We start from the raw sequence: 26,113 nt of genomic DNA, 5'->3' as shown, positions 1-26,113 counted from the left end.
TCCGACCGGGACCGCTCCGGTCGCTCCGACCGGGACCGCGCCGGGACCGCGCCGGTCGCTCCTACCGGGACCGCGCCGGGACCCCGCCGGGACCGCCGTCCGCCGTGAAAAACCATGCGGGGCCCGCCGCGCACCGGGGGGAGACTGGGCCGCGTGGACACGATGACGCGCTTCGGCCTGGCGGTGGTGGAGTGGGCCGCGGGCGGTACGGGAGCCGCGGCGGCCGAGGCGGCGGCGCGCGAGCTGGCCGCGGCCACGCACGTGAGGACCGCGGTGCTGGTCGAGGGGACCAGCGACCAGGCGGCGGTCGAGGCGCTCGCGGTCCGGCGCGGCCGGGACCTGGCCGCCGAGGGAACGGTCGTCGTGCCGCTCGGCGGCGCCATGAGCATCGGACGCTTCCTGAGCCTGGTCGGCCCCGAAGGGCTCGACCTGGCGCTGGCGGGCCTGTGCGACGAGGCGGAGGAGGGTTACTTCCTGCGCGCCCTGGACCGCGCGGGCGTCGGCTCGCCCCGCGACCGTCCGCAGATGGAGGCGCTCGGCTTCCACGTCTGCGTCGCGGACCTGGAGGAGGAGCTGATCCGGTCCCTGGGCACCGACGCGGTACGGGAGGTCGCGGCCGAACTGGGCGAGGCGCGCTCCTTCCGGATCTTCCAGAAGCAGCCCGCGCAGCGTGAGCGCCCGGTCGACCGCCAGCTCCGGCGCTTCATCGGCACCCACAGCGGACGCAAGTCGCAGTACGCGCACGCGCTGGTCGACGCGCTGGAGCCGCACCAGGTCCCGCGCCCGCTGGACGGGCTGCTCGCGCACATCTGACCGCGCACCGCCCCGGCGGACAGAGCGACGCATACGGTGACGGATTCGTCGCGTCCGCACGCCCTCCGCGCCCGCGCCCCTCGACAACGAATGTTGTCATGATGTCGATCTCCTCCCTAGGATGCGGAGCATGCCGATCCCCGTGACGGCCACCGAACCAGGCGGCCGGGAGCAGTCCGCGGCCGTCCCCGCCCCTCCCGCCGAGGCCGCGGGACCCGGTCGAGCCGCTGAGCCCACCGCTTCCGTCGAGCGGGCCATGACCGGCCTGACCGACGCCGCCGTACGCGACCTCGTCGGTGAACTGGCCGCGCGATTCGACGAGTTGGCGCCGGGCGACACGTCGTGGGGGCAGGACCCCGAGCCCGCCGCCGCGCCGCTGAACCGGCTGCGCGTGCTGGCCCATCTCATGCGTGCCGTCGACCGGTGCGCGGCGCAGGAGGCCGCGGCCGCGGTCCGGCTCGGCGCGAACTACCCGCGGCTCGGCCAGGCGTGGGGCATCACCCGGCAGGGCGCCCGGCGGCGCTGGCCAGGACTCGTCTTCACCTCGAATCCCCCCTCGAGGCCCCTCATGATCAGGAGCGACCCGATGAACGCCCTCACCCCGCGCCGCACATACAGCGTCCTGCTGGTCGAGGACGACCCCGCGGACGCCCTGCTCATCGAGGACGCGCTGTCCGAGGGCGGCATGACCCGGCAGCTCTCGCACGTCGGCGACGGCATCGAGGCGCTGGAGTACCTGCGCGACCCGGAGCACGAGCGCCCCGACCTGATCGTGCTCGACCTCAACATGCCGCGCATGAACGGCCGCGAATTCCTCGCCGTCCTACGGGACGACGACGAACTGGGCTCCATTCCGCTGGTCGTGCTGACCACCTCGGCGGCGCCGGACGACATCGCCGACGCCTACCAGAAGCACGCCAACGCGTATGTGACGAAGCCGGTCAATCTGGACGATTTCCTTGAGGCTGTGCAGCGCATCGACGCCTTCTTCCTGGAGACCTCCGCCACGCTGCCCGCGCCCGGCGAATAACCGCTCGGACCCGTCCCGCACCCCCGCATAGGGTGCGGGAATGGCCGACACTTTCTCCCCACCCACCCCGGGGGACATCCGAAGCCCTGTCCGCTTCCTGCTGTGGCTGGTCAGAAACCAGCCCGGCCGGGTCGCGGCCGGGGCGACCCTCGGCACCGTGTGGATGCTCGGCCTGGCCGTACCGCCCTATCTGCTCTCCCGCGCCGTCGACGACGGTCTCCGACCGCGCGACCACACCGCGCTGTTCGGCTGGGCCGCGGCGATGTTCGGCGTCGGGGTGCTCAACGCGTTCATCGGCATCGCCCGGCACCGCACCATGACCAAGGTGCGGATGGACGCCTCCTTCCGCGTCGTACGCGCCACCGTCCGGCGGGCCACCGAACTGGGCGCCACGCTGCCGCACCGGATGAGCGCGGGCGAGGTGGTGGCGATCGGGATGGCCGATGTCATGGTGATCGCCCAGTCGTTGACCGTCACCGGGCCCGGAATCGGCGCGGCCGTCTCGTATCTGGCGGTCGCCGCCGTGCTGCTGTCCATCTCGCCGCTGCTCGCCCTCGTGGTGCTGGCCGGTGTGCCGTTGGTCGCCGTCACCGTCGGCCCGCTGCAACGCCGCCTCCAGCGGGTCGGCACCGGCTACCGCGACGAGCAGGGCGAACTGACCGCGCTGCTGGTCGACGTGGCGACCGGGCTGCCCGTGCTCAACGGCCTCGGCGGCAAGGACGTCTACGCGGCCCGCTACCGCCGCCGCTCGCAGGCGCTGCGCGACCAGGGCTACCGGGTCGGCTCGGTCACCAGCTGGGTCGGCGCGCTCGCCGTCGGGCTGCCCGCCCTCTTCCTCGCCCTGGTCACCTGGCTCGCCGCGCGCATGGCGGCCGACGGCTCGCTCGCCATCGGCGAACTGGTCGCGGTGTACGGCTACGCGGCCATGCTCGTCGTCCCGGTCTTCTTCTTCATCGAGGGCGGCAACGACGTGGCCCGCGCGCTGGTCGCCGCCCGCCGCGTGACCGGCTTCCTCGCCCTGACGCCGGAACAGTCCGACGGCGCGCACCCGGTGGCCGCCCCGCCGTCGCCCGCCGCGCTGCGCGACCCGCTCTCCGGCGTCGTCGTCCGCCCCGGCGTCCTCACCGCGCTCGCCTCCGCCCGCCCCGCCGACACCGCCGCCGTCGTGGAACGCCTCGGCCGCTTCGCCGCCTCCGACGCCGAGTGGGGCGCCCTGCGGCTCGACACCGTCGCGCTGCGCGAGACACGCGAGCGCGTCCTGGTCGCCGACAACGATGCCGCGCTCTTCAGCGGCACCGTCCGCGAGGCCGTCTCGGGCCGCGCCGACCCGGACGACGCCACCGTGCGCGCCGCGATCCGCACGGCCGCGGCCACCGACATCGTGGACGCGCTGCCCGCGGGCCTCGACTCCTCCCTCAGCGCGGGCGGCCGCAATCTCTCCGGCGGCCAGCGCCAGCGGCTCCGGCTGGCCCGCGCGGTCTGCGCCGACCCCGAAGTGCTGCTGGCCGTCGAACCCACCTCCGCGGTGGACACCCACACCGAGGCCGCGATGGCCACCGGGCTGCGCGCCGCGCGCACCGGCCGGACGACGGTGGTCACCACCACCTCGCCGCTGGTGCTCGACCGGGCCGACGAGGTCGTCTACCTCGTCGAAGGGCGCGCGGTCGCGGTCGGCCCGCACCACGAACTCCTGCACACCGAGCCCGGCTACCGCGCGCTGGTCTCGCGCGGCGCACAGGAAGAGGCGATCCGATGACCGCGCCGAGCGACCCGCCCGCGGCGGACACCGAGCCGTCCCGGCGGGACGGCGTCCCCGTCCCGCGCCCTGCCGCCGGTACCGAAGTCCTGACCGCGCCGGGGGAGCCGCCCGCCGGGCAGGCGCCCGCCGCCCTGTCCGCCGCGCTCCCCGTCGCCGACCAGGAGCGGGTGCGGCGCGCCGCCGTCGGCGAGCTCGCCGCCGACAAGCGCGCGTTCTCCGCGGTCCTCGGCCTCAACGCGTTGGCCGCCGCGGCCGGCCTCGTCAGCCCGTGGCTGCTGGGCCGGATCGTGGACACGGTCAGGGGCTCGACCGGCCACGCCGCGGTGTCCACCGTGGACCGGCTGGCGGTGGCCATCGTGGTCGCCACGGTCGTCCAGACCGTGCTGTCGCGGTACGCGCTCAACCTCGCGGCCCAGTTCGGCGAGCGCGCCGCCGCGCGGATCCGCGAGCGCTTCGTGGACCGTACGCTCGCGCTGCCCGCCGCCGTCGTGGAACACGCGCCGACCGGCGACCTCGCGGCGCGCGGCACCACGGACATCGACGTCGTGGCGACGACGCTGCGCAGCGACGTGCCGACCGTGCTGATCGCCACCATGCAGGCGCTGTTCATCATCGTCGCCGTGCTCGTGCTCGACCCGCTGCTCGGCCTGTGCGGGCTGTCCTGCCTGCTGGTGATCGCGGTCGCCACCCGCTGGTACCTGCGCCGCGCGCGGACCGCGTACCTCGCCGAGGGCGCGGCCAACTCCGTACTCGCCGAAGTCCTCGCCGCGACCGCGGGCGGCGCCCGTACCGTCGAGGCCCTCGGCCTCCAGGAGCGGCGGATCGCCACGGCGGAGGCGGCCATCGCCGGCGCCGGACGCGCCCGCCTCGGCACCCTGTGGCTGCGCTCGGTGTACTTCCCGAGCGTCGACATCTCGTACGCGCTGCCCGTCCTCGGCGTGCTGCTCGTCGGCGGCGCGCTGTACGACCACGGCGGTGTCTCGCTCGGCACGGTCGTCGCCTCCGCGGTCTACCTGCGGCAGCTCGTCGGGCCGCTGGACACGATCTTGATGCGGGTCGAGCTGTTGCAGAGCAGCGGCGCCTCGTACGCGCGGGTCGAGGGCCTGGACATGCTGCCGCGCACGCGCACCGACGCCGACGCGGTGCCGGCCGGCGACCGGATCGAGGTCAGCGGCGTCCGCTACTCCTACGACCACGTCGGCGACATCCTGCACGGCGTGGACCTCGACGTGCGGCCGGGGGAGCGGCTGGCCGTCGTCGGTCCCTCGGGCGCGGGGAAGTCGACGCTCGGCAGGCTGCTGGCCGGGATCGACCGGCCGCGGGCGGGCTCGGTCACCGTGGGCGGGGTGCCGGTCGCCGACCTGCCGCCGGACCGCCTGCGCCGCCAGATCGTGCTGGTCACCCAGGACCACCACGTCTTCCGCGACACGCTGCGCGACAATCTGCTGATCGCCCGGCCCGCCGCCACCGACCAGGAGCTGCGCGCCGCGCTGGACGCGGTCGACACCGGCTGGGCCGACGACCTGCCCGACGGCCTCGACACCCGCCTGGGCGGCGACGGCCGCCACCTGGACGGCGCCAGGGCGCAGCAGCTCTCGCTGGCCCGGGTGATCCTCGCCGACCCGCACACGGTGATCCTGGACGAGGCCACCGCCCTGCTGGACCCGGCCACCGCCCGCAGCACGGAACGCGCGCTGGCGACCGTGCTGGAGGGCCGCACCGTCATCGCCATCGCCCACCGGCTCCAGACCGCCCACGACGCGGACCGCGTCGCCGTCATGGAGGCCGGGGTCGTCACCGAGCTGGGCACCCACGACGAGCTGGTCACGGCCGGCGGCGGCTACGCGGCGCTGTGGCACTCCTGGCACGGCGAGTAGCCCGCCGTCACCGGCGGGCCACTCGGGGGCGGTGTCACCAGCGCACCGGCAGCCGCTCGGGACCCCGGATGAGCAGGCCGCCGCGCCATTCGAGCCCGGCCGGGTCCGCGTCGAGCGCCAGGCCGGGGAAGCGGTCCAGCAGGCCGCGCAGCGCGATCCTGGCCTCCAGGCGGGCCAGCGGCGCGCCCAGGCAGTAGTGGATGCCGTGCCCGAAGGCGATGTGGCCCCGGGCGTCGCGGCGGATGTCGAAGCGGTCGGGGTCGGGGAAGCGCGCGGGGTCGCGGTCGGCGTCGGCGAGCGCGACCAGCACCAAGCGCCCGTCACCGGGGATCACCGTGTCGCCCACCTCGACCGGAGCGGTCGAGAAGCGGTAGGTGGGCGTCTCCACCGGGCCGTCGTAGCGCAGGATCTCCTCGACCGCGCCCTCCATCAGACCCTCCGGGTCGGCGCGCAGCGCGGCGAGCTGCTCGGGGTGGGTGAGCAGGGCCAGGACCCCGTTGGAGATCAGGTTGACCGTGGTCTCGTGGCCCGCGACCAGCAGCACCCAGGCCATGCCCAGCAGCTCCTCGGCGTTGAGCCGGTCGCCGTCCTCGTCCGCGGTGTGGATCAGGGCGCTCATCAGATCGTCGCCCGGCCGCTCGCGCTTGTCGGCGACCAGGCGGACGAGGAAGTCGTTCATCGCGTCCGCCGCGTCCGCCCTGGCCCGCGCCGACGAGGTGGACAGCGCGATGTTCGACCAGGTCCTGAACTGCTCGCGGTCCATGAAGGGCACGCCGAGCAGATCGCAGATGACCGAGATCGGCAGCGGGAAGGCCAGCGACTCCACCAGGTCGCCGCGGCGCGAGGGCTCCTTCGCCATCGCGTCCAGCATGCCGTCCGCGAGCGCCTGGACCCGCGGCGCCATCGCGTCCACCCGGCGGGGGGTGAACTCCCGCGCCACCAGCTTGCGCAGCCTGCTGTGCACCGGCGGATCGGTACTGAGCATGGACAGGCCGGACGCCACCGTCCGCACGCCCAGTTCGGGCGCCGCGTTGGACCACACCTTCGACAGCCGGGCGTCGTTGAGGAGCGCGCGGCCCGCCTCGTACCCGACGACCAGCCACGCCTCGTGGCCCTCGGGGATCACCACCCGGTGGACCGGCCCCCGCGCGCGCAGCTCCGCGTAGACCGGATACGGGTCGCGTCTGAACTCCTCGCCGAGCGCGCCGAGATCGACGACGGCGTCCGTGGTCATACGTGTCCTCCCCGGGGACAGCGGCCGGGAGTCCGGCCGGAGGCTGGGCAGCGTGCCGAGGGGACGTTACGGCGTCACGGGCCGTCGCACCGCGTGTTCGGGGCTTCCCGCCGGGAGATCGGCGCGATCCCGCCCCTGGCCCCGGCGCGCGCCTCATCCGTATCCCGCGTGTTCTCCCGCCCCACCGCTGTCCAGGATCACCGGATACGTCCGTGACGTAGGCTTTTGTCATGGGCTCGGGCTGCGGGACAGCGCCGTGCCGAACCGAAAGTGGGCCGGAATGGACGTCGTGTACGCAGGGGGGCCGAACGTATCCGGCCGCCTGCTCGCTCGCGTCGCGCGTGTCGTGCCCTCCGCCGTGCTGGTCGGAGCGGGCTCCGCCATCGTCGGCACCGCCCCCGACGGTCACTTCGGGCTGGCCCTGGCGGTCGTGCCCTTCCTGGCCGCCGCGGTGCACTCGGTCACCGTCACCGCCGTCCTCGGCGCCCTCACCGTCGCGATGTACGCCTCGCTGCGGCACTGGCTGACCGAGGGCACCGACCTGTGGCTGGTCAAGCTGGCGTTCCTCGCCGCCTCCGCCGTGGTCGCCGTCCTGATCAGCCAGGCCAGGGTCAGGGCGCAGCAGCTCACCCGCAGCCGCGACATCGCCCTGGGGCTCCAGCAGGGCCTGCTGCCGCACAAGGTGCCGCGCAACAGCGCCGTGGACGCCAGCTACCGCTACGTGCCCGCCGACACCGCGGCGGGCGTCGGCGGCGACTGGTTCGACGTGATCCCGCTGTCCGGCACACGGGTCGCGCTCGTCATGGGGGACGTGGTGGGCCACGGCATCCACGCCGCGGCGATGATGGGGCGGCTGCGTACCGCCGTGCACACCCTCGCCGACCTCGACCTCGCGCCCGACGAACTGCTCTCCCGCATGGACGACCTGGCGGTACGCCTCGCCGACGACGACGCGGACCGCGAGCTGGGCGCCACCTGCCTGTACATGGTCTACGACCCCATCTCGCGGCAGTGCACGGTGGCCAGCGCGGGCCACACCCCGCCCGCGTTCGTCCACCCGGACGGCCGGGTGGAATTCCAGCGGCTCGCGGAGAATCCGCCGCTCGGCGTCGGCGGCACGCCCTTCGAGAGCAGCACCCTCACCCTCGACGAGGGCACGGTCGTGGCGCTCTACACCGACGGCCTGCTCGACCTGCGCCACCAGGGCACCGACGCGGCCGTCGCCGCCCTCGCGCGGGCCCTGCTGCCCGCCACCGACAGCCTCGACGCGCTGTGCGACCGCGTCTGGTCGGGGCTGCCCGCGGAACACGACGACGACGTGGCGCTGCTGCTGGCCCGCACCAGGACCCTGGACGGCGCGAACGTCGCGAGCTGGGAGTACCCCGCGCTCCCGGAGAGCGTCCCGGCCGCCCGCGCCGCCGTCATGGCCCGGCTGGAGGAGTGGGGCCTGTCCGACCACGCCTTCGCCACCGAACTGGTGGTCAGCGAACTGCTCACCAACGCCGTCACCCACGCCCGCGGCCCGGTCTCGCTCCGGCTGATCAGGGACGCGGGGCTCATCTGCGAGGTCTCCGACGGCAGCGACACCTCGCCGCACATGCGGCACGCCCAACTCCTGGACGAGGGCGGGCGCGGCCTCTACCTCATCGGGCAGCTCGCCGACCGCTGGGGGACGCGCTACAGCGAGGACGGCAAGACGATCTGGGTCGAGCAGCACGTCCCGGCCCGGGCCTGAACGGGGAGCGCCCCCCGTCGGCCGGAGCCGACGAGGGGCGCTGCGATCTCACGAACCGGTGCGGTCTACCAGCTCGTCAGACCGGCACCGTAGGGGTAGAGCGGATTCCCGTACGTCGTCGGCACCGTCTGACCGGCGTCGATCTTCGCCCGGATGTCGGCCCGCTCGGCCGCGGTGGCGCCGAGGTCGTAGGGCAGGTCCCACGCCTCGTTGGCGTCCGCCTGATTGTCGCCGCCACCGGGCTTGAGCACCTGGTCGAGGCTTCTGGGCAGCTGCCAGGGCAGCTTGCCGCGCGGGGTGTAGTCGCCGAAGAGCAGGCTGGCCGTCGCCGGTCCGACCTCCTCACCGCCGCGGTAGGTCACCACGATGGCGTCGGCCAGGTTGTTCCAGTCGCTCATGACGATGGGTCGGGGCAGGGTCAGCACGACCACCACCGGAATTCCCTGGTTCTTGAAATTCTGGATGAGGGCGAGCTGGTCCGCCGGGAGATACGGCTGGGTGTCGGGCCACGAGGTGGCGTGGGTGTACGACGGTTCGCCGACCGCCACGACCGCGAGCTTCGGGGCCGGTCCGGTGTCCTGGTAGACGTTGACCCCGGCCGTCGCCGCTCTCGCCTTGATCGCGTCGAGCACGGTCAGCGAGCCGTAGTCCGGGTGGAAGTAGCTGGACCAGATGCAGCACGCGGCGCCGTCGGTCGCCCGCGGACCCGCGACCACGATGTTGTCACCGGAGTTGAGCCTGATCGGCAGCACACCGTTGTTCTTCAGCAGCGTGTTGGACTCCCGCGACGCCTGGTTGGCCAGCGCCGTGTAGCTCGGCTGGTGGAAGCGGTACGGGCCGTTGACCGGGTCGCCGTACGGGTGGTCGAAGATGCCCAGCTCGAACTTGAGCTTCAGGATGCGCGTGACCGCGTCGTTGATCCGGGCCAGCGGCACGCTGTTCTCGAAGCTCGCCATGGTGAAGTCGGCAGCGCCCGGGTCGGCGCCGCCCATCACGTCGGAGCCCGCGTTGGCCGCGTTGATCCAGGCCGTCGACGGCAGCCAGTCCGTGGTGATCAGACCGGTGTAGCCGAGATTCTGCCGCAGGTAGGTGAGGATCTTCGCGCTGTCGCCCGCGCCGGGACCGCCCGGGTCGAGATACGAACTGCCCGCGTAGCCGGGCATGATGTTGACCGCGCCCGCCTCCATCGCGGCCTTGAACGGGATCATGTGGTATTTGATCGTGACCCCGTCGTAGACGATGCCGGCCTCGCCGCCCGCGCCCTCACCGGGCCAGTGCTTGACGGTGGCGAGCACCGAGCCGGGGTTCAGCTCCGGGCCGCCCTGCAAACCGGCCACCAGCGCCCGCAGTTGGGCCGCCGCCACATCGGCGTTCTCGCCGCCGCCCTCCTGGATCCGCGGGTACAGCACCTTCGTGCCGACCTCGGCCAGCGGGGACAGCGTGCCGCGCGCGCCGACCTCCAGCTCCTCCTTGCGCTGCATGTCGCCGAGCTTGTAGTCGAGCGGATAGTCCTTGCCCGCCGCCAGGGTGCTCTGCAACGGATACGTGGTCTGGTAACCGGCGGTGGTGTCACCGGCCGAGACCGGCGGGATGCCCAGCCGGGTGGCCGCCGTGGACTTCAGGACGTTGTCCAGGTCGGCGGGTTGCGCCGGTCCGAAGTGCCAGCCGGACATCGGGTACGACTGGACGTTGTAGAACATCTGGAACGCCTTCTCCTCCAGCGTCATCCGCCCGAGGAGATCACCGACCCGCGTGTCGACCGGCAGCCGCCAGTCCTCGTACGGCTCGATGGAGCCGTCCTTGTTGAGGTCCCGCGCGCCGTTGATGATGCTGATGCCGTCGGCCGCCTGCTTGACGTCGGGCAGATAGACGCTGAACGTGCGGATGTTGGATGTCGTCTTCGCGCCCGAACCGCTGACCGAGACGACGAACCACTTGTACGTCCAGCGGTCGGTGATGTCCCAACTCGGCGTGTAGGTGGTGCCGGTGGGCTCGGCGACCTTGGTGTAGAGGTCGAGCAGATTGCCCGACGCGGTGAAGTCGTAGTCGGCGCGGCTGATGTTGAGCCACACCTCGTAGTGCGCGGCGCCGCCGACGGCCGCCCAGCTCAGCGCGGGACGCCGGGTGTTGGTGACCATGGCCTTGTCGGCCGGTGCGGACAGCGCGAACTGGTTGAGCGTGGCCGGGGCCTTGGTGGGCGCCGAGAGCAGCGGCGGGGTCGCGGTGGAGTTGTCCACCGTGCCGTAGACCTGGAACTCCCAGAGCGAGTAGCCGTATCCGGTGGCGCGGGCCGTGCCGGTCAGCCGGACGTAGCGGCCCTGGCCGGTGACGGGCAGCCGCTCGATGCCGCCGGGGCCGTTGGTCGTGGTGTAGATCGGCGTCCACGCCGTGCCGTTGTCCGAGACGTCGATGTGGTAGCCCTTGCCGTACGCCGACTCCCAGTTGAGCACGATGCCGCTGATCTTGCCGATGTTGCCGAGGTCGACCTGGATCCACTCGTTGTCCGTGGAGAGGCTGGACCAGCGGGTGGTGGTACGGCCGTCGAGAGCGGCGGCCGGGGCGTTGCCGCCCTCGTACGACGAGGCCGACACCTGCTTGTAGGCGGAGATCACCGTGCCGGAGAAGTCCCCGCCGCCGCCGTTGGTGGGCGGGGTGGTGGTGCCCCCGGTGCCCCCGGTGCCGCCGCCGGTCCCGCCGCTCCCGGTGGTGTACACCTGGAACTCCCAGAGGGAGTAGCCGTATCCGGTGGCGCGCGCGGTGCCGTTCATCCGGACGTAGCGCCCGGTGCCGCTGACCGTGAGGTTCTGGGTGCCGCCGGTGCCGGTGGTGGTGGAGTAGACGTCGGTCCAGGTGGTGCCGTTGTCCGAGACCTGGATCTTGAAGGCGGTCGCGTAGGCCGCCTCCCAGGTGAGACCGACCTTGCAGACCGCCTGCGAGGAGCCGAGGTCGACCTGGAGCCACTGCGGGTCACCGGCCGCGCTGGACCAGCGGGTGCCCGCGTTGCCGTCGACGGCCGCGGAGGCGGGGGTGCCCGCGTTCTCCGTGGAGGACGCCGTGGCCGGGTGGTTGAGCGCGGCGTTGGTGGTGCCGCAGGTGCCGCCCGCGGCTCCGGTCGAGCCGTAGACCTGGAACTCCCACAGGGAGTAGCCGTATCCGGTGGCGCGCGCGGTGCCGTACATCCGGACATAGCGCCCGGAAGCGTTTACGGAAAGGGTCTGCTTTCCGCCGGGTCCCGTCGTGGTCGAGTAGGCGTCGGTCCAGGTCGTGCCGGTGTCGGAGACCTGGATCTTGAAGGCCGTGGCGTACGCGGTCTCCCAGTTGAGGCTGACCGAGCTGATGGTCGCCGACGCGCCGAGGTCGACCTGGAGCCACTGCGGGTCACCGGCCGCACTGGACCAGCGGGTGCCGACGTCGCCGTCGACGGCGGCCGAGGCGGGGGTGCCCGCGTTCTCGGTCGAGGAGGCGGTGGCGGTCTTGCCCTGGGACAGCAGGGTGTCGGCCGCGTGCGCGGTACCGGTCGTGGTGCCGATGGCACCGCCGGTCGCCAGGGCCGCCGCGAGGGCGACGGCCACCAGCGGTCTGCGCCGTCTGACGGACCTCAGAAATGTGGACAGGAGGCTCATGTGCATCTCCACGTGGGGGTGTGATGACTCTGATCACCGTGGAGGCCGTCGCCGGACGGGCGACGGGCGGCAGGCGGCGGCATCCACGGTGGCGGCTGCGAATTGCTCCGGACTCGTCGCACAATGGCCGGAGATGACGGCGGAGAGCGCTCTCCGTGGGAGTCTCTTGCAACGCCTGAACAGTGTCAATCCCCGTGACAGCGTCGGAGCCAACGCCCGTATGGATAACGGTTTTTGGGGTCGGAGTCGGCCTGTTTTCCGGATCGCGGCGGGTCCGGTTCAGCGGGCGGCGGGGTGGTTCGCGAGCTGTCCGAGGATCAACTCGGCCAGCAGGTCGGGACGTTGCTCCGGCAGCCAGTGCGTGCCGCCGACGAGCGGGTGGAAGGCGTAAGGTCCCGCCGCCCAGCGTTCGGTCAGCCACGCCGACCGCGCGCTGATCACGGCGTCCGCCGTACCCCACACGAACAGCGTGGGAACCGACACCGGCGCGGCCCGCAGCCCGCGGGCCGCCTCGCGGGGGAGCGCCCGGTACCAGCCGAGCGCGCCGGTCAGCGCGGCCCGGTCGGTCACGAACCGCCGCGCGTACCCGAGGGCCGTCGCCTCCTCCAGGCCGAGCCGGCGCAGCCAGCGCGCCCCGGTGTGCCCGCGATCGTGGGTGATCACCGCCTCGGGCAGCCAGGGGAGTTGGAAGAAGAGCAGATACCAGGAGAGCAGGGCCTGACGGCTGGTCAGCAGCGACCGGCCCAGGGCGGCCGGGTGCGGCATCGACACGGCGGTCAGTGACGCGACCCGGTCCGGCGCCCGCTCGGCGAGCGCCCAGGCCACACTGCCTCCCCAGTCGTGCCCGACGACATGCGCGCGCTCCAGGCCCGCCGCGTCCAGCAGGCCGAGGACGTCCTCGACCAGCAGCGGCAGCCGGTAGTCGCGCGCCCGGCGCGGGCGGGCGCCGGGGGCGTACCCGCGCTGGAGCGGGGCGAGCGTCCGTACACCCGCCGCGCCCAGCGCCCGCGCGACCCGCGTCCAGCACGCCGGGCCCGCGGGGAAGCCGTGCAGCAGCACCACCGGCTCGCCGTCGCGCGGCCCCGCGTCGCCGACCGGGAACTCCCAGCCGCCGGAGCGGAACGACCTCATCGGCGCCGCCCGCCGACGGACCGGTCGGCGGCCCCGACGAGGGGCAGGCGGACCGCGGTGCTCCCGGCGGGCGCAGGGGCGGTGTCCGCCGCCGCGTGCAGCCGGGGTCCGGCCTTGGCGAGGAAGGAGGTCATCGGCGTCACCGAGTGGTCCTCGATCAGGTCGCCGAGCACGGCGTCGGCCCGCGCGAGCCGGTCGGCGTACACCGGGTCGCGCAGCAGCGGGCCGAACACGTCGAGCCACTGGCCGAGGCCGAGCAGGTCGATGCCCGGCGGACGCCACAGCGTGGGCATCGTCAGCCGCGCGGTCCTGCGCGCGCCCGGCTCCTCCAGCAGGATCAGCGCGCACTTGCGGTAGAACTTCATGTGGTGCGACTCCTGGCGCGCGATCGCCTTCAGCAGATCGTCGAGCGCCGGATCTCCCACCAATTCGCCGATCCGCCGGTAGGTCGTCAGCGCGATGTACTCCTGCATCGCGCCCAGAACGCAGTACATCGCCTGGATGTGCGGCATGAGCAGACCGGCCGCGTACAGCGTCGGCCAGGTCACCAGTGCGCGGATGTGACGGGTGTTGCGACGCACCGCCGACGGTTTCCTCGGAGTGCCGAGCGCCGAAGCGGCGGCGCGCAGCGCGTAACCGTGCTCGGCCTCCTCCGCCAGCCACAGGATGTTGAACTGCGCGAGCGCGTTCGCCCGGTCGCCCCGGATCGCGTGCACCTTTCTGCGCATCAGCGCGGAATCGGTCTCGACGGCCGCGAGCGCGTACAGCATCGAGGCGAAGGTGTCGTTCCCGGTACGGCGGACGGCCGCGACTCGCGAGCGCCATTGCACCGGTCCCCAGGTGAGCGCGTAGGCGTCGAAGACTTCCTGGAGCTGGTTTTCCTGGTCTTTGCGCATGAATCCCCCAGACGGATGTGGAGCGGGCTGTTCGGTGCGACCGAGTCCGTGCGAAGTGACGTCGGGCCGGCGCCAAGTGATGGCGGGCCGACGAGAAGTGACGCCTGGTCAGTACCAGACGAGGAAAAGGGAGTAGACGCCACCGGCGGTGGCGAGGAGATTCGCGGCGGCCAGCACGATGTCGCGCGGCCGGTTGAAGGGAAAGGACCGGATGTCGCGGACGCGGGCCAGGCGCCCGCTCAGCGCCTCGCACTCGGTGAAGTAGCGGCCCGCCGCCAGCAGAGCGGCGCGGTCGGCCTCCAGCCGCCGCAGCGCGATCCGCAGCCGGGCCTCCTCGCGCCGCTTGAATCCCCGGACCCAGCGCCGGGTGAGCAGCAGCGGCAGCCCGGTGTAGACGGGCAGCGCGAGCAGCCACTGGCCGACCACCGGGATCAGCACCACGACGCTGCACGGGAATGGCAGTGAGATGCCCACCGCGATCAGGGCGAAGCCGTGCAGGGCCATCGAGGTGTAGGTCGGCACCAGGACGGCGCGGGCGCGGCCCCAGCCGAAACTGCCGTCGGCGTTGGCCGGGTCGACGCCGTAGTGCAGGTCTCCGCGGAGCCGCCACAGGCACAGCAGTACGCGGCTGCCCGCGCAGTTCATGACCGCGATCCAGTAGACGCCCGCGGTGCCCACCGTGAGGTAGACGATGGCGCCGACCGGCGAGGTCTGCCAGCTCGCCCACCAGTTGGCGTACGCGGCCCTGCCCCAGGCGTGCGCCTGTCCGGCGGGCGCCAGCGCGTAGTAGATGCCCAGGCGTTTCTCGCTGAGCGAGATGACGAAGACGCAGACGAACGAACCGACGATCATGATCGGCGCCAGATTCCTTATTCGGCGAAATCGCAGATTGGTCCGGTCGATCTCGGCGTGGATCCGCGCCCGCGCGGCGGCGTTCGCCGGGACGGTGAGCGATCCGTCGCGTTCCATTCCCGGCAGCAGGTTCTCAAAGGCGGACCACTGCCGCTGGACGAGGGCCGGGGTGATCAGCAGGATGACGATCGCGCTCAGCGAGAGCAGGTCGCGCAGGAGCGGAAACCGATTTCCCGCCGACGCGTGCCGTCGGCAGTCCGGCCGGTCGAACCTGAGGAATTGGGCCAGGTCGGAACAGAGCTGCCCGCCCAGGTGCGGCATGGTCACCGCGCCGTACAGACCGGAGAACTCGAAGAGCAGGACGATGGTCACGACGGGAATTCCGCAGAGCCAGAGCCACCGGCGAGGGCTCGCGTTGATCCGTGACAGCAGAATGGGTTCCGCGGTGAAGATGTCGAATGTCTTTCCGGCAAGAGCCAGGCTGGTAGCCATGGGCGTCCCTGTCTCGGGTGGTGCGTGGCGCTTGTTGCGTGTTCCTGTGCGAAATTCCGTGCCGAATTGTCGGGTGAGGCGCTGTGCGCACAGCGTGTTCCGGGCGCGCGCCCCCTTTGTGCGCCCCGGCGATCCGGCTCGCCCTCCCGCGACTGGCCGGATTATGGCGACAGTACGGTCGGCCGGGTCTAATGTGACTGCGCGTTGCGCGGGCCGGGGGGCACTGCAATAAATACGCGACGCGTAGGGATCACCGGGGTGGCGATGGCGAACAGCACGCGTGGGCGGCCGTACGGATCGGTCGGACGGCGGCGGTCGGCCGTCCCCGCGCGTGCCCCGCTGCCGACGACCCAGGACCGCGCCGCGTGGCTGCTGCGGGTCAACCGGCTCTACGGCCGCGAACCGCGCTGGGCGAAGGGCGACTCCTTCGCCCGCTCCTTCCACGGCGGCTCCTGGCCCGCGCAGGTGAGCGTCAGCTCCATCTCCCGCTGGGAGACCGGCGTGACGAGGGTCGGCCATTCCGCGGTCCGCCGCTACGAGCAGTTACTCGGCCTGCCGCCGGGCCAGTTGACCGCCACCATCGACATCCTCCACCGGTACGCGGCCCCGTCCGCCGGAGCCGTACCGCTGCTGGCCCGCGCGCCGGGCGATCTCGGCGCGGCGGAACGGCGGGTCGACACCCTCCTGGACCGCGCCCTGGACGACGCGCCGGTCACCGGGGCCGATTGGGACGAGTTGACCGTGCTGCTCGTCCTCCACCCCCAACTGCGGCTGCGCTCACGGGACTGGACGGCCCTGGCCGAACGCCTGCTCACCGAGTCGCTGGTCTCCGACGGCCTGGCCTGGCAGCAGCGGCACGAGGCGCTGAACCGGGTGCTCGGCCACCCCTCGGGTCAGGTGGCGGCGGTCTCGGCGTGCATCGCCTGGGCGGCGGACGCCCACAACCAGGTCTTCCTCGAACCGGTCTGCCTCCTGGACTCCAGCGCGCACCCGGACGCGGCCTCGGGCGTGCTCGCCCAACTGGCCAGGCCCACCAACGACAGCGCCTTCCTCGGCGCGCTGCTGGCCTGCGTCCGCAAGGTCCGGCTCCAGCACTTCGACCGGCCGCAGTCGGCCGTGCTCGCCCGGCTGGTCAAGCAGGTGGCGTACGACGCCGACGGGCGCCAGGCGGAGGAACGCGCGCTCGCCGCGGTCGTGTCGCGCATGCTGGACGGCGCGCCGCCGTCGCTCCCGGCCCGCACCCGTACCGGTGCCGGGGAGCGGTACGGCTCCGACATCGCCGCCCGCGTCACCGCCTCCGCCCTGTCGGCCGTCTCCCGCGAGATCCCGCGCTTCACGGACCCGCTGCTGCCCCTGCTGATCCGCGAGATGCTGCTGCACCCGGTCTTCGACATGCGCCTGTACGCGGCCATGATGGTCGCGGCCACCCCCTACCGGGCGCCGGTGGCCGCCGCGATGTCGTACGAGCTGTCCCGGCTGGCCGTCGCCCGCGATGTCACGCTCGCCGGGCGGCTGCTCGAAGCCCTGCGGATCGTCGGGGGCACGGCGGAACGGCCGCTGGTCCAGCGGCTGGCGCTCGCTCCCACCCTGCCGGAGGCGGTGGTCAGGGCCGCCACGTCGGCGCTCGCGCACATGGGCGGGGTCAGCCCGCGGTCCTTCTGGGAGAACGCGCTGGCGCTGGCCCCCGCCGCCGGCGGCGCCTCCCGCCCGGCCGGTGGGCGCGCGGCCTCCGCCGCCGTCTACGGGCTCGGCATCAGCGGCGAGACCGATCTCCTGCGGCGCGTCTCCGGCGACCTGCGCATCCCCTCCAAGACCCGCGCCGCGGCGTCCTGGTGGCTGCGGCTGCCGTCGCGGGTCAGGGCCGGCGGCGCCGCGAAGCGGGCGTGACCGCCTCCGCGACGGACGGCCGCCGCCGGGAACGGGGTTCCCGGCGGCGGCCGTTGGGGGACGGGAGCGGAAGCGTGGCCCCTGCCCGTGTGCTCAGCCCTTGCTGGAGCCCAGCGACAGACCGGCGATGAACTGCTTCTGGAGCAGGATGTAGACCACCAGCGTCGGCACCGCCGCGATCATCGCGGCGGCGGCGATGAGATTCTGGTTGGAGACGAACTGCCCCTGGAGATTGGCCAGTGCCGAGGTGACCGGGCGTTTGTCGCCCGACGACATCAAGGTGATGGCCCAGAAGAAGTCGTTGTAGATCCAGGTCGTCAGCAGCGTCGCCAGCGCCGCGAGCGCCGGACGGCACAGCGGCAGGGTGAGCTTCCAGTACCGGGTCCACAGCCCCGCGCCGTCGACCAGCGCGGCCTCGTACATCTCGTCGGGGATCGACTTCATGTAGTTGCTCAGCACGAAGACACAGAAGCCCAGTTGGAAGGCCACGTTGATGACGATGAGGCCGAAGACCGAGTTGTACATCAGGCCGCTGCCGCTGAGGAAGCCGGGCAGCGAGATCTTCAGGTAGATCCGGTACAGCGGGGTGATGATGACCTGCTGGGGGAGCAGGTTGCCCGCCGTGAAGAGGATCAGCAGCGCGATGTTGAGCTTGACGTTGACCCGGGTCAGCACGAAGGCCACACCGGACGCCAGCGCCAGCACGACGATCACCGCCGGAACGGTGATGAGCACCGAGTTCCAGAAGAAGTGCTTCATGTCCGACTGGGTCCACGCGTCGGTGAAGTTCTTGAACGTCAGGTGGTGCGGCAGCGAGACATAGCCGTACTTGCGGGTGTCGGAGTACGGGCGGACGGCCACGTACAGCGCGAAGGCGATCGGCAGCAGCCAGAGGACCGAGGCGCAGATCAGGAAGACCTGCGAGGCGATCTGGCCCCAGGGGCGCGGCTTCCCGGGGCCCGGGGGCCGCGCGGCGGGTTCGGTGTGCAGCCGCGGCAGGGTATCGGTGGTCATCGCGATTCCTCACGGCTGAACGTCTGGTATAGGAAGACGCTGATCGGCACCAGCGAGATCACCAGCAGCACCACGCCCAGCGCGGAGCCGAAGCCGACCCGTTGGGTCTCCCCGACGATGTTGGAGGTGACCAGGACCGAGAGCAGCTCCAGGCCGTTGATGCCCTTGTTGGTGATGTACACCAGGTCGAAGGCGCGCAACGACTCGATGACGGTGACCACCATGATGACGATGTTGATCGGACGCATCACGGGGAAGATCACCCGCCAGAAGGTCTGCCAGGCGTTGGCGCCGTCGACCAGGGCCGCTTCGCGCAGCGTCGGGTCCACGGCCTTGAGCCCGGCCAGGTACAGCACCATGACGTATCCGGCCTGCCGCCAGGTGGCCTCGACCAGGACCGACCACAGGTTCAGGTGTGGATTGCCGAGCCAGTCGATGGCGTTGTCGTTGCCGTTGCGCCCGATGACGGTGTTGATCAGCCCGAAGTTCTGCGAGTACATGAACTCCCAGATGATGCCGACCAGCGCCAGGGAGAGCATCACGGGCAGGAAGAGGATGCTCTGGTACATCCGGCTGCCCCGGATGCCGCGGTCGATGAGGACGGCGAAGAGCATGCCCAGCGGTGTGGCGATCAGGACGAAGACGGCCAGCCAGATCAGATTGTGCCGGACCGCGGGCCAGAACTCCGGGTAGATCGTGGCGGCCTGGTGGTAGTTCTGGACGCCGTACACACAGCCGTTGTTGAGGATCGACGGCAGATTCGGCTGGCAGGTCTTGGTGTGCAGACTGCCGACGCCGTTCCACTTGGTGAACGACAGCAGCACCGTGCCGAGCGCCGGGAACCAGACGAAGACCAGGTCGAGCAGGAGCGGTATGCCCAGCAGGAGCGCGACGACCACGCGGTCGCGCGCGCTCAGCCTGCGTATGCCCCGGCGGCGGCGGACCTTCGGCGTGGCCGTGGTTTCCGCCGCCGCCGGGGCGGGCGTCTGGGGGGAACTCATCAGGAGTAGATCGCCTTCGCCTGGGCCTCGGCGCTCTTCTGGAGGCCGGCGATGTTGCCCGTGCTCGGGTCGTCGATGAACTTCTGGATGATCGAGATCATCGCGGTGGCCATCGCCGGGTCGGCGTCGCGGTCCATGAACTGCGCCACCGCCTTGCACTTGGCGATCTCGGCGACCGACTTCTTCTGGATCGCGTTGTACGTCGGCACCTGGAGGCCGGTGGCCAGGCCGACGTCCCACTGGTCGGTCTTGAGGAAGTCCGACTCGGCCTGCCCGGTGCCGATGTACTCCAGGATCGCCTTGGCCGCGTCGGGGTTCTTGGCCTTCTTGCTGAGCATGAAGCCGTCGGTCGGCGCGTCCATGTAGTCCTGGCCGTACGACGGGTTGATCGCGGGGAAGGTGAAGAAGTCCAGGTCGGCGAGGTCAGCCTTGTCCGAGACGTACTGCGCGGCCACCTGGTTGGTGCCCTGGAACATCATCCCGGCCTTCTTGGTCTCCAGGGTCTTGGCCGCGTCCTGCCAGATCCGTCCGTTGGCGCCGGTCTGCGTGTAGGGCAGGATCTCGGCCCAGTGCTGGAAGACCGTGTGCACGCCCTGGTCGGTCCACGGGATCTCGTGCTTCATCAACTTGGTGTGGTAGTCGTACCCGTTGATCCGCATGTTCAGGATGTCGAAGGTGCCGAGGGCGGGCCAGCCGTCCTTGTCGCCGAAGGCGATCGGGATGATGCCGTCGCCCTTCATCTTCTTGGCCAGCGCCACGTAGGCGTCCCAGGTGGTGGGCACGGAGTAGCCCTTGGCCGCGAACTGGCTCTTGTTGTAGAAGACCACCCACGGGTAGTTGTACAGCGGCACCAGGTACTGGTGGCCGTCGAGGCCGGTGGAGAGCTTCTTGGCCGCGTCGCCGAAGTTGCCGCCGATCTTGTCCCACACGTCGTCCAGCGGCTGGGCCAGGCCCTGCGCGGCGAAGTACTGCATGCGGTAGCCCGCGAACCAGGTGAACAGGTCGTCCGGGGTGCCCTGGAGATAGCTGGTGATGTTCTCCTGGAACGTGTTGTGGTCGACCGTGTTGATCTTGACCTGCGCCTTGGTGCTCGCGGCGGCCGCGGTGGTGAGGGCCGCGAAGGCGGCCTTCGGCGCGGAGTCGGAGTAGTTGGACCCGAAGGTCACCGTGCCGCCGACCTTGCCGCCGGAGGCGCTGGGGCTGCTCTTGTCCTTGGAGTCCTTGGAGTCGCTGCCGCAGGCCGTCAGCAGGCCGCCGGAGACGACGGCGAGACCGGCCGCGCCCGCGACGCCTCTGAGCACGTTTCTGCGCGACGGCGACGTACCGCTGTCCAGGCCGCTTCCCGCTGTGCTGCTTCCCGTTGATTCGACGTCCGACATGGTGCCTCCATGTGTGTGTGGCCGTTCCGGGTGCGGTAGGCGAGCGATGGCGGAGTGGACGTTTCTGGAGGGCCTGTAGCCTATCGATTTCCAACAGAAGTCACCAAGATGAAACGCCATCTCAACCGCAGGGGTAGTTCTACGCCAGATACCCAGGAGCGTCAACGCCCCATTACGGATGCGTTGCCGGACCGTGATGTGCAGGTAGCGTGCTGATTGGCCGCCCAATTCCGTTGCCGCCCCGCATGAGAGGGACGGTTCAGGGTAGCGGTCGGATCGTGGCAGCTCGGAGGCGGTCCGAGCACGATCGAACCGGATGGAACAACATGCACCAAAGGGGCAACGGGCCCTGAAGATCCATCTCTTCTAATGTTTGATATTGCGTGCTTCCGACGCCATGGCCGAGTCGCGGGGGCGCGCCCCCGGTGAACTCGACATCCACGCGCCCGAATTGCCGGAGATAGCGGTAAAGTTCGGGCATCACGCGATGATCGGCAATGATCGCCAACACCGGACGAGATCGTTCCGGAAGTCCACCGGCCCGTTTTGCTCCGGTCGTGTGGCTGCCCTGTGTGGCCGGACGATGCCAGGCTGTCCCCATGATGGGCTACATCCCCGAGGAAACGACCAGCTTCGAGGGGCGACAGGAGGAGTTGGCGCGGTTGGACACCGCGCTCGCGACCCACCGGCTGGTCACACTCACCGGTGCGGGCGGCGTCGGCAAGACCCGTATCGCGCAGCGCTCCGCCGCCCGCACCGCGCAGCGGGCCGCGCCGCGGTTCCCCGACGGGGTGTGGTGGGCCGACCTGTCGGCCCTGGAGAACGCCGAGTTGCTGCTGGCCACCGTCTCGGACGCGGTCGACCTCTCCGATCACTCACCGCGCATGCCGGTGGAAGCGCTGTGCGAATGGCTCGCGGACAAGCGCCTGTTACTGGTCCTGGACTCCTGCGAGCACCTGGTCGACGAGTGCGCGCACCTGGTCGGCGAACTGCTCACCTCCGCGCCGGGGCTGACCGTACTGACCACCAGCAGGCGCCCGTTGAACCTGGTGGGCGAGGAACTGACCGAAGTGGGGCCGCTGGACGGCGACGGCGCCGACGCGCTCGCGCTGTTCACCCGGCGCGTGACCGACTCCGACCCCGACGCCCTCGCGGGCCCCGGCGCCGCCCGCGCCGCCGCAGAGATCTGCCGCCGCCTCGAAGGCATCCCGCTGGCACTGGAGTTGGCCGCGGCCCAGGTCGGCCCCTCCACCGTCGAGGACGTCTCCTCCCGGCTCGGCTTCCGCTTCGACGTGCTGGCCCGCGCCGACTTCGTCTGGCCGCCGCGGCACCGCACCCTGCGCACCACCATCGGCTGGAGCCACGAACTGTGCGCGCCGGTCGAGCGCTTGCTGTGGGCCCGGCTCACCGTCTTCCGCGGCTCCTTCGACCTCACCGCCGCGCGCGCGGTGACCTCCGGCGGCCCGCTGGCCGAACACGCGGTCGCCGCCACCCTGGAGCGCCTCGTGGCCCAGTCCGTGGTCCGCAGGGACGGCCACCGCTACCGGATGCTCGACACCATCCGTGAGTACGGCCAGGAGTGGCTGCGCGAGCTGGGCGAGGAACACGCCCTGGCCGACCGGCACGCCGGGCACTTCCTGGAACTGGCCCGGCGCGCCGACGCCCTGTGGTCGAGCAGCGAACAGGCCCGCTGCTACCGGCAGATAGACGACGTCCACACCGACCTGCGCACCGCGCTCGACCACCTGCTGGCCACCGAGCCCGCCCGCGCCGCCGAACTCGCCGGACTGCTCTGCTTCTTCTGGACCTGCTGCGGCCATCTCAAGGAAGCTCGCGGCTACTTGGAGCGCGCGCTGATGGCGCACGACACCCAGGGCCCCGAACGCACCCGCGCGCTGTGCGCGCTGGGAGTGACCATCACCCTCCAGGGCGACTACCCCTCGGCGCTCCAGGTCAGCGAACTGGCCACGCGGGCCGCCGCGTACGACGGGGACAAGGAGGCGCAGTTCGCCGCCGCGTACCTGTCCGGGCTGCTGGCCCTGCTCACCGGCCGCGCCGAGGACGCCCGCGACACCGTGGACGCGGCGCTGGCCGCCGTACCGGGCTGGGCCTTCGACTCGCCCTCCCGGCTGCGCTGCCACCTCGTCGCGGTCTTCGCGCTCACCGGCCTCGGCCGGCTCCCCGAGGCGCGGGCGCGGGCCCGCGAACTGCGTCAGCACTGCGCCCAGCTCGGCGAGGTCTGGACGCTGTCCTACCTGGAGTACCAACTCGCGCTGATCGCGCTGTTCCAGTCGGCGCCGCACGAGGCCGCGGGACACGCCCGCACCATGCTGGAGAGCAAGCGGCTGCTCGGCGACGCCTTCGGGATCGCGCTCGGCCTCGACCTGCTGGCCGCCGCGCTGGCCGCCGAGGGCAGGGGCGAGCAGGCGGCCACCGTCTACGGCGTCGGCGAGTCGTACTGGCGCAGCGTCGGGCACCCGCAGCGCGGCACGCCGGAGTTGCGCGGGGTGCGCGAGCAGTGCGAGGCGACCGCCCGCGCTCTGGTCGGCGACGCCGCGTACGACAGGGCGTACCGGCGCGGCGCCACGGAGTACGGCCGCACCGCGCTGGCCGCCGCTCTCGCCGAGGAGCCCCCGGCGCAACGCTGACCGCCGTGACCCGGCGGGTGTGACGCGTGACACGGGTCGCCGCCGTGGAGACGGCGCGTTGGCCGATACTGATCGGTAACGAATATCGTGTGTTCCCGGAGCCGACTCCGGCGCTTCACGTTATCGCATTGATGTCAATTGCCCTTTCGGCGGAACCACTGTGCGCCTTTTGCCGTTTACCGTACGGGATTAGATCCGCAGGACGCGCCGCAAGGGGGGTGATCCGGCCGTGCGAGTGACGGCGCCGAAGCGGGCTCGGACGGAGAAGCCGCAGGTCGGGGCGGTTGGTCTCGGACAGGTGTGCCATACCTGCGTCGATTCCAGGCCACCTCTCGGCGTGGAGGAAGGATTGGTCTTCTTTCCTGCTGAATCGCGGGATCATTCGTATGGCGACCCTGCGTTGAGCGACGTACACCACGTCGAGGACGATGGGTCACTGCCTGATGCAAGGTCTGACCCCCATCCATGGCCGATGGCCTGAAAGGCTCCCATGAAAGCTGAGATCGCCGTGCCCGACGGCGCACGGCACACCCGAATTCTCGGTGTCGGCGCGTATCGCCCCCGGTCGGTCGTCGACAACGCCGAAGTATGTCGATACATCGACTCCTCGGACGAATGGATCCGCTCCAGAACCGGCATCGTGACCCGCCGCTGGGCCGGTCCCGACGAAACCCTGGGCGTGATGGCGGAGCAGGCCGCCAGCAAGGCCATCGCGGCAGCCGGGCTCACCCCGGACCGCATCACCTGCGTGATCGCCGCCACCTTCACCCACCTCATGCAGACACCCGCGGTCGCCACGGAGATCGCCCACCGGATCGGCGCCACCGAGGCCGCGGCCTTCGACATCACCGCGGGCTGCGCCGGATTCGTCCACGGCGTGGTGCTCGCCTCCGACGCCGTGCGCGCCAGAGGCGGCTACGTCCTGGTCGTCGGCGTGGAGCGGATGACCGATCTGCTCGACCTCAGCGACCGTTCGACGGCATTCATCTTCGGCGACGGCGCGGGGGCCGTCGTAATCGGCCCGTCGGACACACCGGGCATCGGCCCGGTGGTCTGGGGCGCGGACGGCTCGCAGGCCGACGCGATCGAGCAGACGGCACCCTGGGACGTGCTCAAGGACGACCCCGGCCACGCGTTCCCCGCACTGCGCCAGGACGGGCAGCGGGTCTTCCGCTGGGCGGTCTACGAGATGGCCAAGGTGGCCAAGCAGGCGCTGGACGTGGCGGGCGTCGGCCCGGCCGACCTCGACACGTTCATCCCGCACCAGGCGAACGAGCGCATCATCGACAGCATGGCCAAGTCCATCGGCCTGCCGCCCGAAGTCACCGTCGCCAAGGACATCGTGACCAACGGCAACACCTCCGGTGCGTCCATCCCGCAGGCCATGGAAGCGGTGCTCGCCTCCGGCGAGGCCAACTCCGGCGACACCGCACTGCTGCTCGGGTACGGCTCCGGCCTGTCCTACGCCGCGGTGGTCGCCACCCTGCCCTGACCCACCGCACTCCAGCACAGCGCGCAGCGCGACCACTTGGCACCGGCCGCCGCCCCGGCACACAGGGGCGGCGGCCGGCGCCTTTTCCGCCCGCGACACCCGCCGTTCCGAAATGAACGATCATCGGCCGTCACAGCTGCCGGAGTTAATGACTCTACGTACCAGGAGGAGAACGGGACCCGCCCGGAATCTCGCGCGACCGGGCGCGCACCGCTCTCCCTCTCCCCACTGGTGGCGTGTGACGAAGAAGGCGGGTAGCTGATGAAAGCCCTGGTCACAACGGACAACGCGGACGGCCGACTCCGGCTCGACCCGGTCGACGAGCCGGAACCGCTGCCCGGACAGGCCCTGATCGCGGTCAGCGCGGTGGCCGTCAACCGCGGCGAGCTGTCCGTGCTCGACGAGCTGCCCCCCGGCTCCCGGATCGGCTGGGACGTCGCGGGCACCGTACTGCGCCCGGCGGCCGACGGATCGGGCCCGGCCGCGGGCACCCGCGTCGTCGGCCTCGCCGACCGCGACGGCTGGGCGGAGCGCGTCGCCCTCGACACCCGCAGGCTCGCCCGGCTGCCCGACGCCGTCGACTGGGCCGCCGCGGCGGCCCTTCCCGTCGCGGGCCTCACCGCTCTCTACGCCCTCCAGCGGGCCGGCCGTCTGATCGGCCGCACCGTACTGATCACCGGCGCGGGCGGGGGAGTCGGCCGGGCCGCCGTCCAGCTCGCCGCCGCCGCGGGCGCCCACGTGATCGCCTGGGTCGGCTCCCCGGACCGCGCGACCGGTCTCGCCGCCCTCGGAGCCGATGTCGTCGCGACCTACGGCACCGACCCCGGCGTGCCCGTCGACATCCTGCTCGACAGTTGCGGCGGCTCCGTCCTGACCTGGGCCTTCGAGTCCGTCGCCCCCGGCGGCAGCGTGGTCGTCTACGGCAACACCGCGCGGGCCGAGTTACGCCTTCCCCGCGACTGGGGGCGCGCCCGGCCCGGTGTCAGCCTCCACTACGTCTTCCTCTTCGACGAGATCACCCGCCACGACGTCGGCCACGACCTGGCCTTCCTGCTCCAACTCGTCACCGAGGACCGGCTGGACCCCCAGGTCGCCCTGGTCGGCTCATGGACCGATCCGACGCCCGCGCTGCGGTGTCTGGACCGCCGTCAGGTCAACGGCAAGGTGGTGCTGGCCCTTTGACCCGGGCAGCTCCCGGATGTTCACCGCGCGGAGGGATCGTGCGACCTCCGCGCGGTGAACGCGTCAGC

Annotated in this window: 17 protein-coding genes; 9 read left to right on the top strand and 8 right to left on the bottom strand. The window is 71.7% G+C overall.

What is annotated here, in order from left to right:
- Positions 1–153: 153 nt before the first annotated feature.
- The 4 genes from ACIP4Z_RS15880 (at position 154) to ACIP4Z_RS15865 (ending at position 5,479) form a co-directional block, all read left to right on the top strand.
- Entirely contained in the window at positions 154–813 is a 660-nt protein-coding gene (locus ACIP4Z_RS15880) for a TOPRIM nucleotidyl transferase/hydrolase domain-containing protein (protein ID WP_401308351.1), read from the top strand.
- A gap of 130 nt (positions 814–943) precedes the next feature.
- Entirely contained in the window at positions 944–1,843 is a 900-nt protein-coding gene (locus tag ACIP4Z_RS15875; RefSeq protein ID WP_401308348.1) for a response regulator, read from the top strand.
- Positions 1,844–1,883: 40 nt separating this feature from the next.
- Positions 1,884–3,599, top strand: coding sequence for an ABC transporter transmembrane domain-containing protein (locus tag ACIP4Z_RS15870; protein WP_401308345.1), 1,716 nt, complete (start codon positions 1,884–1,886; stop codon positions 3,597–3,599).
- A complete protein-coding gene (locus tag ACIP4Z_RS15865) occupies positions 3,596–5,479 on the top strand; it encodes an ABC transporter ATP-binding protein (RefSeq protein ID WP_401308342.1) in 1,884 nt (627 codons plus the stop codon). Before ACIP4Z_RS15870 ends, ACIP4Z_RS15865 begins: the two co-directional genes overlap by 4 nt.
- 34 nt (positions 5,480–5,513) lie before the next feature.
- On the opposite strand, the gene ACIP4Z_RS15860 is transcribed toward ACIP4Z_RS15865, so the two are convergent.
- Positions 5,514–6,713: a cytochrome P450 gene (locus ACIP4Z_RS15860; RefSeq protein WP_355341689.1), complete on the bottom strand. Its 1,200-nt coding sequence runs from the start codon at positions 6,711–6,713 to the stop codon at positions 5,514–5,516.
- A 280-nt stretch (positions 6,714–6,993) separates the two neighbouring features.
- On the opposite strand from ACIP4Z_RS15860, the gene ACIP4Z_RS15855 reads away from it, so the two are divergent.
- Entirely contained in the window at positions 6,994–8,448 is a 1,455-nt protein-coding gene (locus tag ACIP4Z_RS15855) for a SpoIIE family protein phosphatase (protein WP_401308339.1), read from the top strand.
- 65 nt (positions 8,449–8,513) lie between these two features.
- Here the strand turns inward: ACIP4Z_RS15855 and ACIP4Z_RS15850 are convergent, their stop codons facing one another.
- The 4 genes from ACIP4Z_RS15850 to ACIP4Z_RS15835 form a co-directional block, all read right to left on the bottom strand.
- Positions 8,514–12,071, bottom strand: a complete 3,558-nt coding sequence (locus tag ACIP4Z_RS15850; RefSeq protein WP_401308336.1) for a discoidin domain-containing protein — start codon at positions 12,069–12,071, stop codon at positions 8,514–8,516.
- Positions 12,072–12,350: 279 nt separating this feature from the next.
- Positions 12,351–13,202: an alpha/beta fold hydrolase gene (locus tag ACIP4Z_RS15845; RefSeq protein ID WP_355341694.1), complete on the bottom strand. Its 852-nt coding sequence runs from the start codon at positions 13,200–13,202 to the stop codon at positions 12,351–12,353.
- The gene (locus ACIP4Z_RS15840) at positions 13,199–14,098 is read right to left on the bottom strand and encodes an acyl-ACP desaturase (protein ID WP_401308333.1); all 900 of its coding nucleotides are present in this window, start codon (positions 14,096–14,098) and stop codon (positions 13,199–13,201) included. The genes ACIP4Z_RS15845 and ACIP4Z_RS15840 overlap by 4 nt, the downstream gene beginning before the upstream one ends.
- A gap of 108 nt (positions 14,099–14,206) precedes the next feature.
- Positions 14,207–15,442 (bottom strand): hypothetical protein, encoded by a 1,236-nt coding sequence (locus ACIP4Z_RS15835; protein WP_391045830.1) that lies wholly within the window; start codon positions 15,440–15,442, stop codon positions 14,207–14,209.
- A gap of 264 nt (positions 15,443–15,706) precedes the next feature.
- Between ACIP4Z_RS15835 and ACIP4Z_RS15830 the strand changes: the two genes are divergently transcribed.
- Positions 15,707–17,329 carry an XRE family transcriptional regulator gene (locus ACIP4Z_RS15830; RefSeq protein WP_401308329.1) on the top strand — a complete coding sequence of 541 codons (1,623 nt, stop codon included), beginning with the start codon at positions 15,707–15,709 and terminating at the stop codon, positions 17,327–17,329.
- Positions 17,330–17,422: 93 nt separating this feature from the next.
- On the opposite strand, the gene ACIP4Z_RS15825 is transcribed toward ACIP4Z_RS15830, so the two are convergent.
- From ACIP4Z_RS15825 to ACIP4Z_RS15815, 3 genes are read right to left on the bottom strand one after another with little or no spacing between them, the layout of a single operon-like run.
- Complete coding sequence (locus tag ACIP4Z_RS15825) at positions 17,423–18,343, bottom strand: ABC transporter permease subunit (RefSeq protein WP_391045826.1); 921 nt, start codon at positions 18,341–18,343, stop codon at positions 17,423–17,425.
- On the bottom strand, positions 18,340–19,344 hold the full coding sequence (locus tag ACIP4Z_RS15820) for a sugar ABC transporter permease (protein ID WP_355341711.1): 1,005 nt from the start codon (positions 19,342–19,344) through the stop codon (positions 18,340–18,342). The genes ACIP4Z_RS15825 and ACIP4Z_RS15820 overlap by 4 nt, the downstream gene beginning before the upstream one ends.
- A complete protein-coding gene (locus ACIP4Z_RS15815; protein ID WP_391163272.1) occupies positions 19,344–20,645 on the bottom strand; it encodes an extracellular solute-binding protein in 1,302 nt (433 codons plus the stop codon). The genes ACIP4Z_RS15820 and ACIP4Z_RS15815 overlap by 1 nt, the downstream gene beginning before the upstream one ends.
- A 677-nt stretch (positions 20,646–21,322) precedes the next feature.
- On the opposite strand from ACIP4Z_RS15815, the gene ACIP4Z_RS15810 reads away from it, so the two are divergent.
- The 3 genes from ACIP4Z_RS15810 to ACIP4Z_RS15800 all read left to right on the top strand — a co-directional run bounded on the left by ACIP4Z_RS15810 (position 21,323) and on the right by ACIP4Z_RS15800 (position 26,045).
- Positions 21,323–23,371, top strand: a complete 2,049-nt coding sequence (locus tag ACIP4Z_RS15810; protein ID WP_401308326.1) for an ATP-binding protein — start codon at positions 21,323–21,325, stop codon at positions 23,369–23,371.
- 490 nt (positions 23,372–23,861) lie between these two features.
- Positions 23,862–24,863, top strand: coding sequence for a beta-ketoacyl-ACP synthase III (locus ACIP4Z_RS15805; RefSeq protein ID WP_401308323.1), 1,002 nt, complete (start codon positions 23,862–23,864; stop codon positions 24,861–24,863).
- Between the two features lie 261 nt (positions 24,864–25,124).
- On the top strand, positions 25,125–26,045 hold the full coding sequence (locus ACIP4Z_RS15800; RefSeq protein WP_355341723.1) for a zinc-binding dehydrogenase: 921 nt from the start codon (positions 25,125–25,127) through the stop codon (positions 26,043–26,045).
- Positions 26,046–26,113: the final 68 nt, after the last annotated feature.

The organism is Streptomyces sp. NPDC088910 (genome assembly GCF_044749865.1).
GTDB lineage: Bacteria > Actinomycetota > Actinomycetes > Streptomycetales > Streptomycetaceae > Actinacidiphila.
Note: the sequence above shows the minus strand (reverse complement) of the source record. Positions and strands in the feature narration are given on the sequence as shown.

Coding starts and splice junctions, on each gene's coding strand:
- ACIP4Z_RS15840 (WP_401308333.1), bottom strand. CDS start 14,098: ATGCGCAAAGACCAGGAAAACCAGCTCCAGGAAGTCTTCGACGCCTAC.
- ACIP4Z_RS15860 (WP_355341689.1), bottom strand. CDS start 6,713: ATGACCACGGACGCCGTCGTCGATCTCGGCGCGCTCGGCGAGGAGTTC.
- ACIP4Z_RS15870 (WP_401308345.1), top strand. CDS start 1,884: ATGGCCGACACTTTCTCCCCACCCACCCCGGGGGACATCCGAAGCCCT.
- ACIP4Z_RS15805 (WP_401308323.1), top strand. CDS start 23,862: ATGAAAGCTGAGATCGCCGTGCCCGACGGCGCACGGCACACCCGAATT.
- ACIP4Z_RS15825 (WP_391045826.1), bottom strand. CDS start 18,343: ATGACCACCGATACCCTGCCGCGGCTGCACACCGAACCCGCCGCGCGG.
- ACIP4Z_RS15855 (WP_401308339.1), top strand. CDS start 6,994: ATGGACGTCGTGTACGCAGGGGGGCCGAACGTATCCGGCCGCCTGCTC.
- ACIP4Z_RS15835 (WP_391045830.1), bottom strand. CDS start 15,442: ATGGCTACCAGCCTGGCTCTTGCCGGAAAGACATTCGACATCTTCACC.
- ACIP4Z_RS15850 (WP_401308336.1), bottom strand. CDS start 12,071: ATGAGCCTCCTGTCCACATTTCTGAGGTCCGTCAGACGGCGCAGACCG.
- ACIP4Z_RS15845 (WP_355341694.1), bottom strand. CDS start 13,202: ATGAGGTCGTTCCGCTCCGGCGGCTGGGAGTTCCCGGTCGGCGACGCG.
- ACIP4Z_RS15830 (WP_401308329.1), top strand. CDS start 15,707: ATGGCGAACAGCACGCGTGGGCGGCCGTACGGATCGGTCGGACGGCGG.
- ACIP4Z_RS15810 (WP_401308326.1), top strand. CDS start 21,323: ATGATGGGCTACATCCCCGAGGAAACGACCAGCTTCGAGGGGCGACAG.
- ACIP4Z_RS15865 (WP_401308342.1), top strand. CDS start 3,596: ATGACCGCGCCGAGCGACCCGCCCGCGGCGGACACCGAGCCGTCCCGG.
- ACIP4Z_RS15800 (WP_355341723.1), top strand. CDS start 25,125: ATGAAAGCCCTGGTCACAACGGACAACGCGGACGGCCGACTCCGGCTC.
- ACIP4Z_RS15820 (WP_355341711.1), bottom strand. CDS start 19,344: ATGAGTTCCCCCCAGACGCCCGCCCCGGCGGCGGCGGAAACCACGGCC.
- ACIP4Z_RS15875 (WP_401308348.1), top strand. CDS start 944: ATGCCGATCCCCGTGACGGCCACCGAACCAGGCGGCCGGGAGCAGTCC.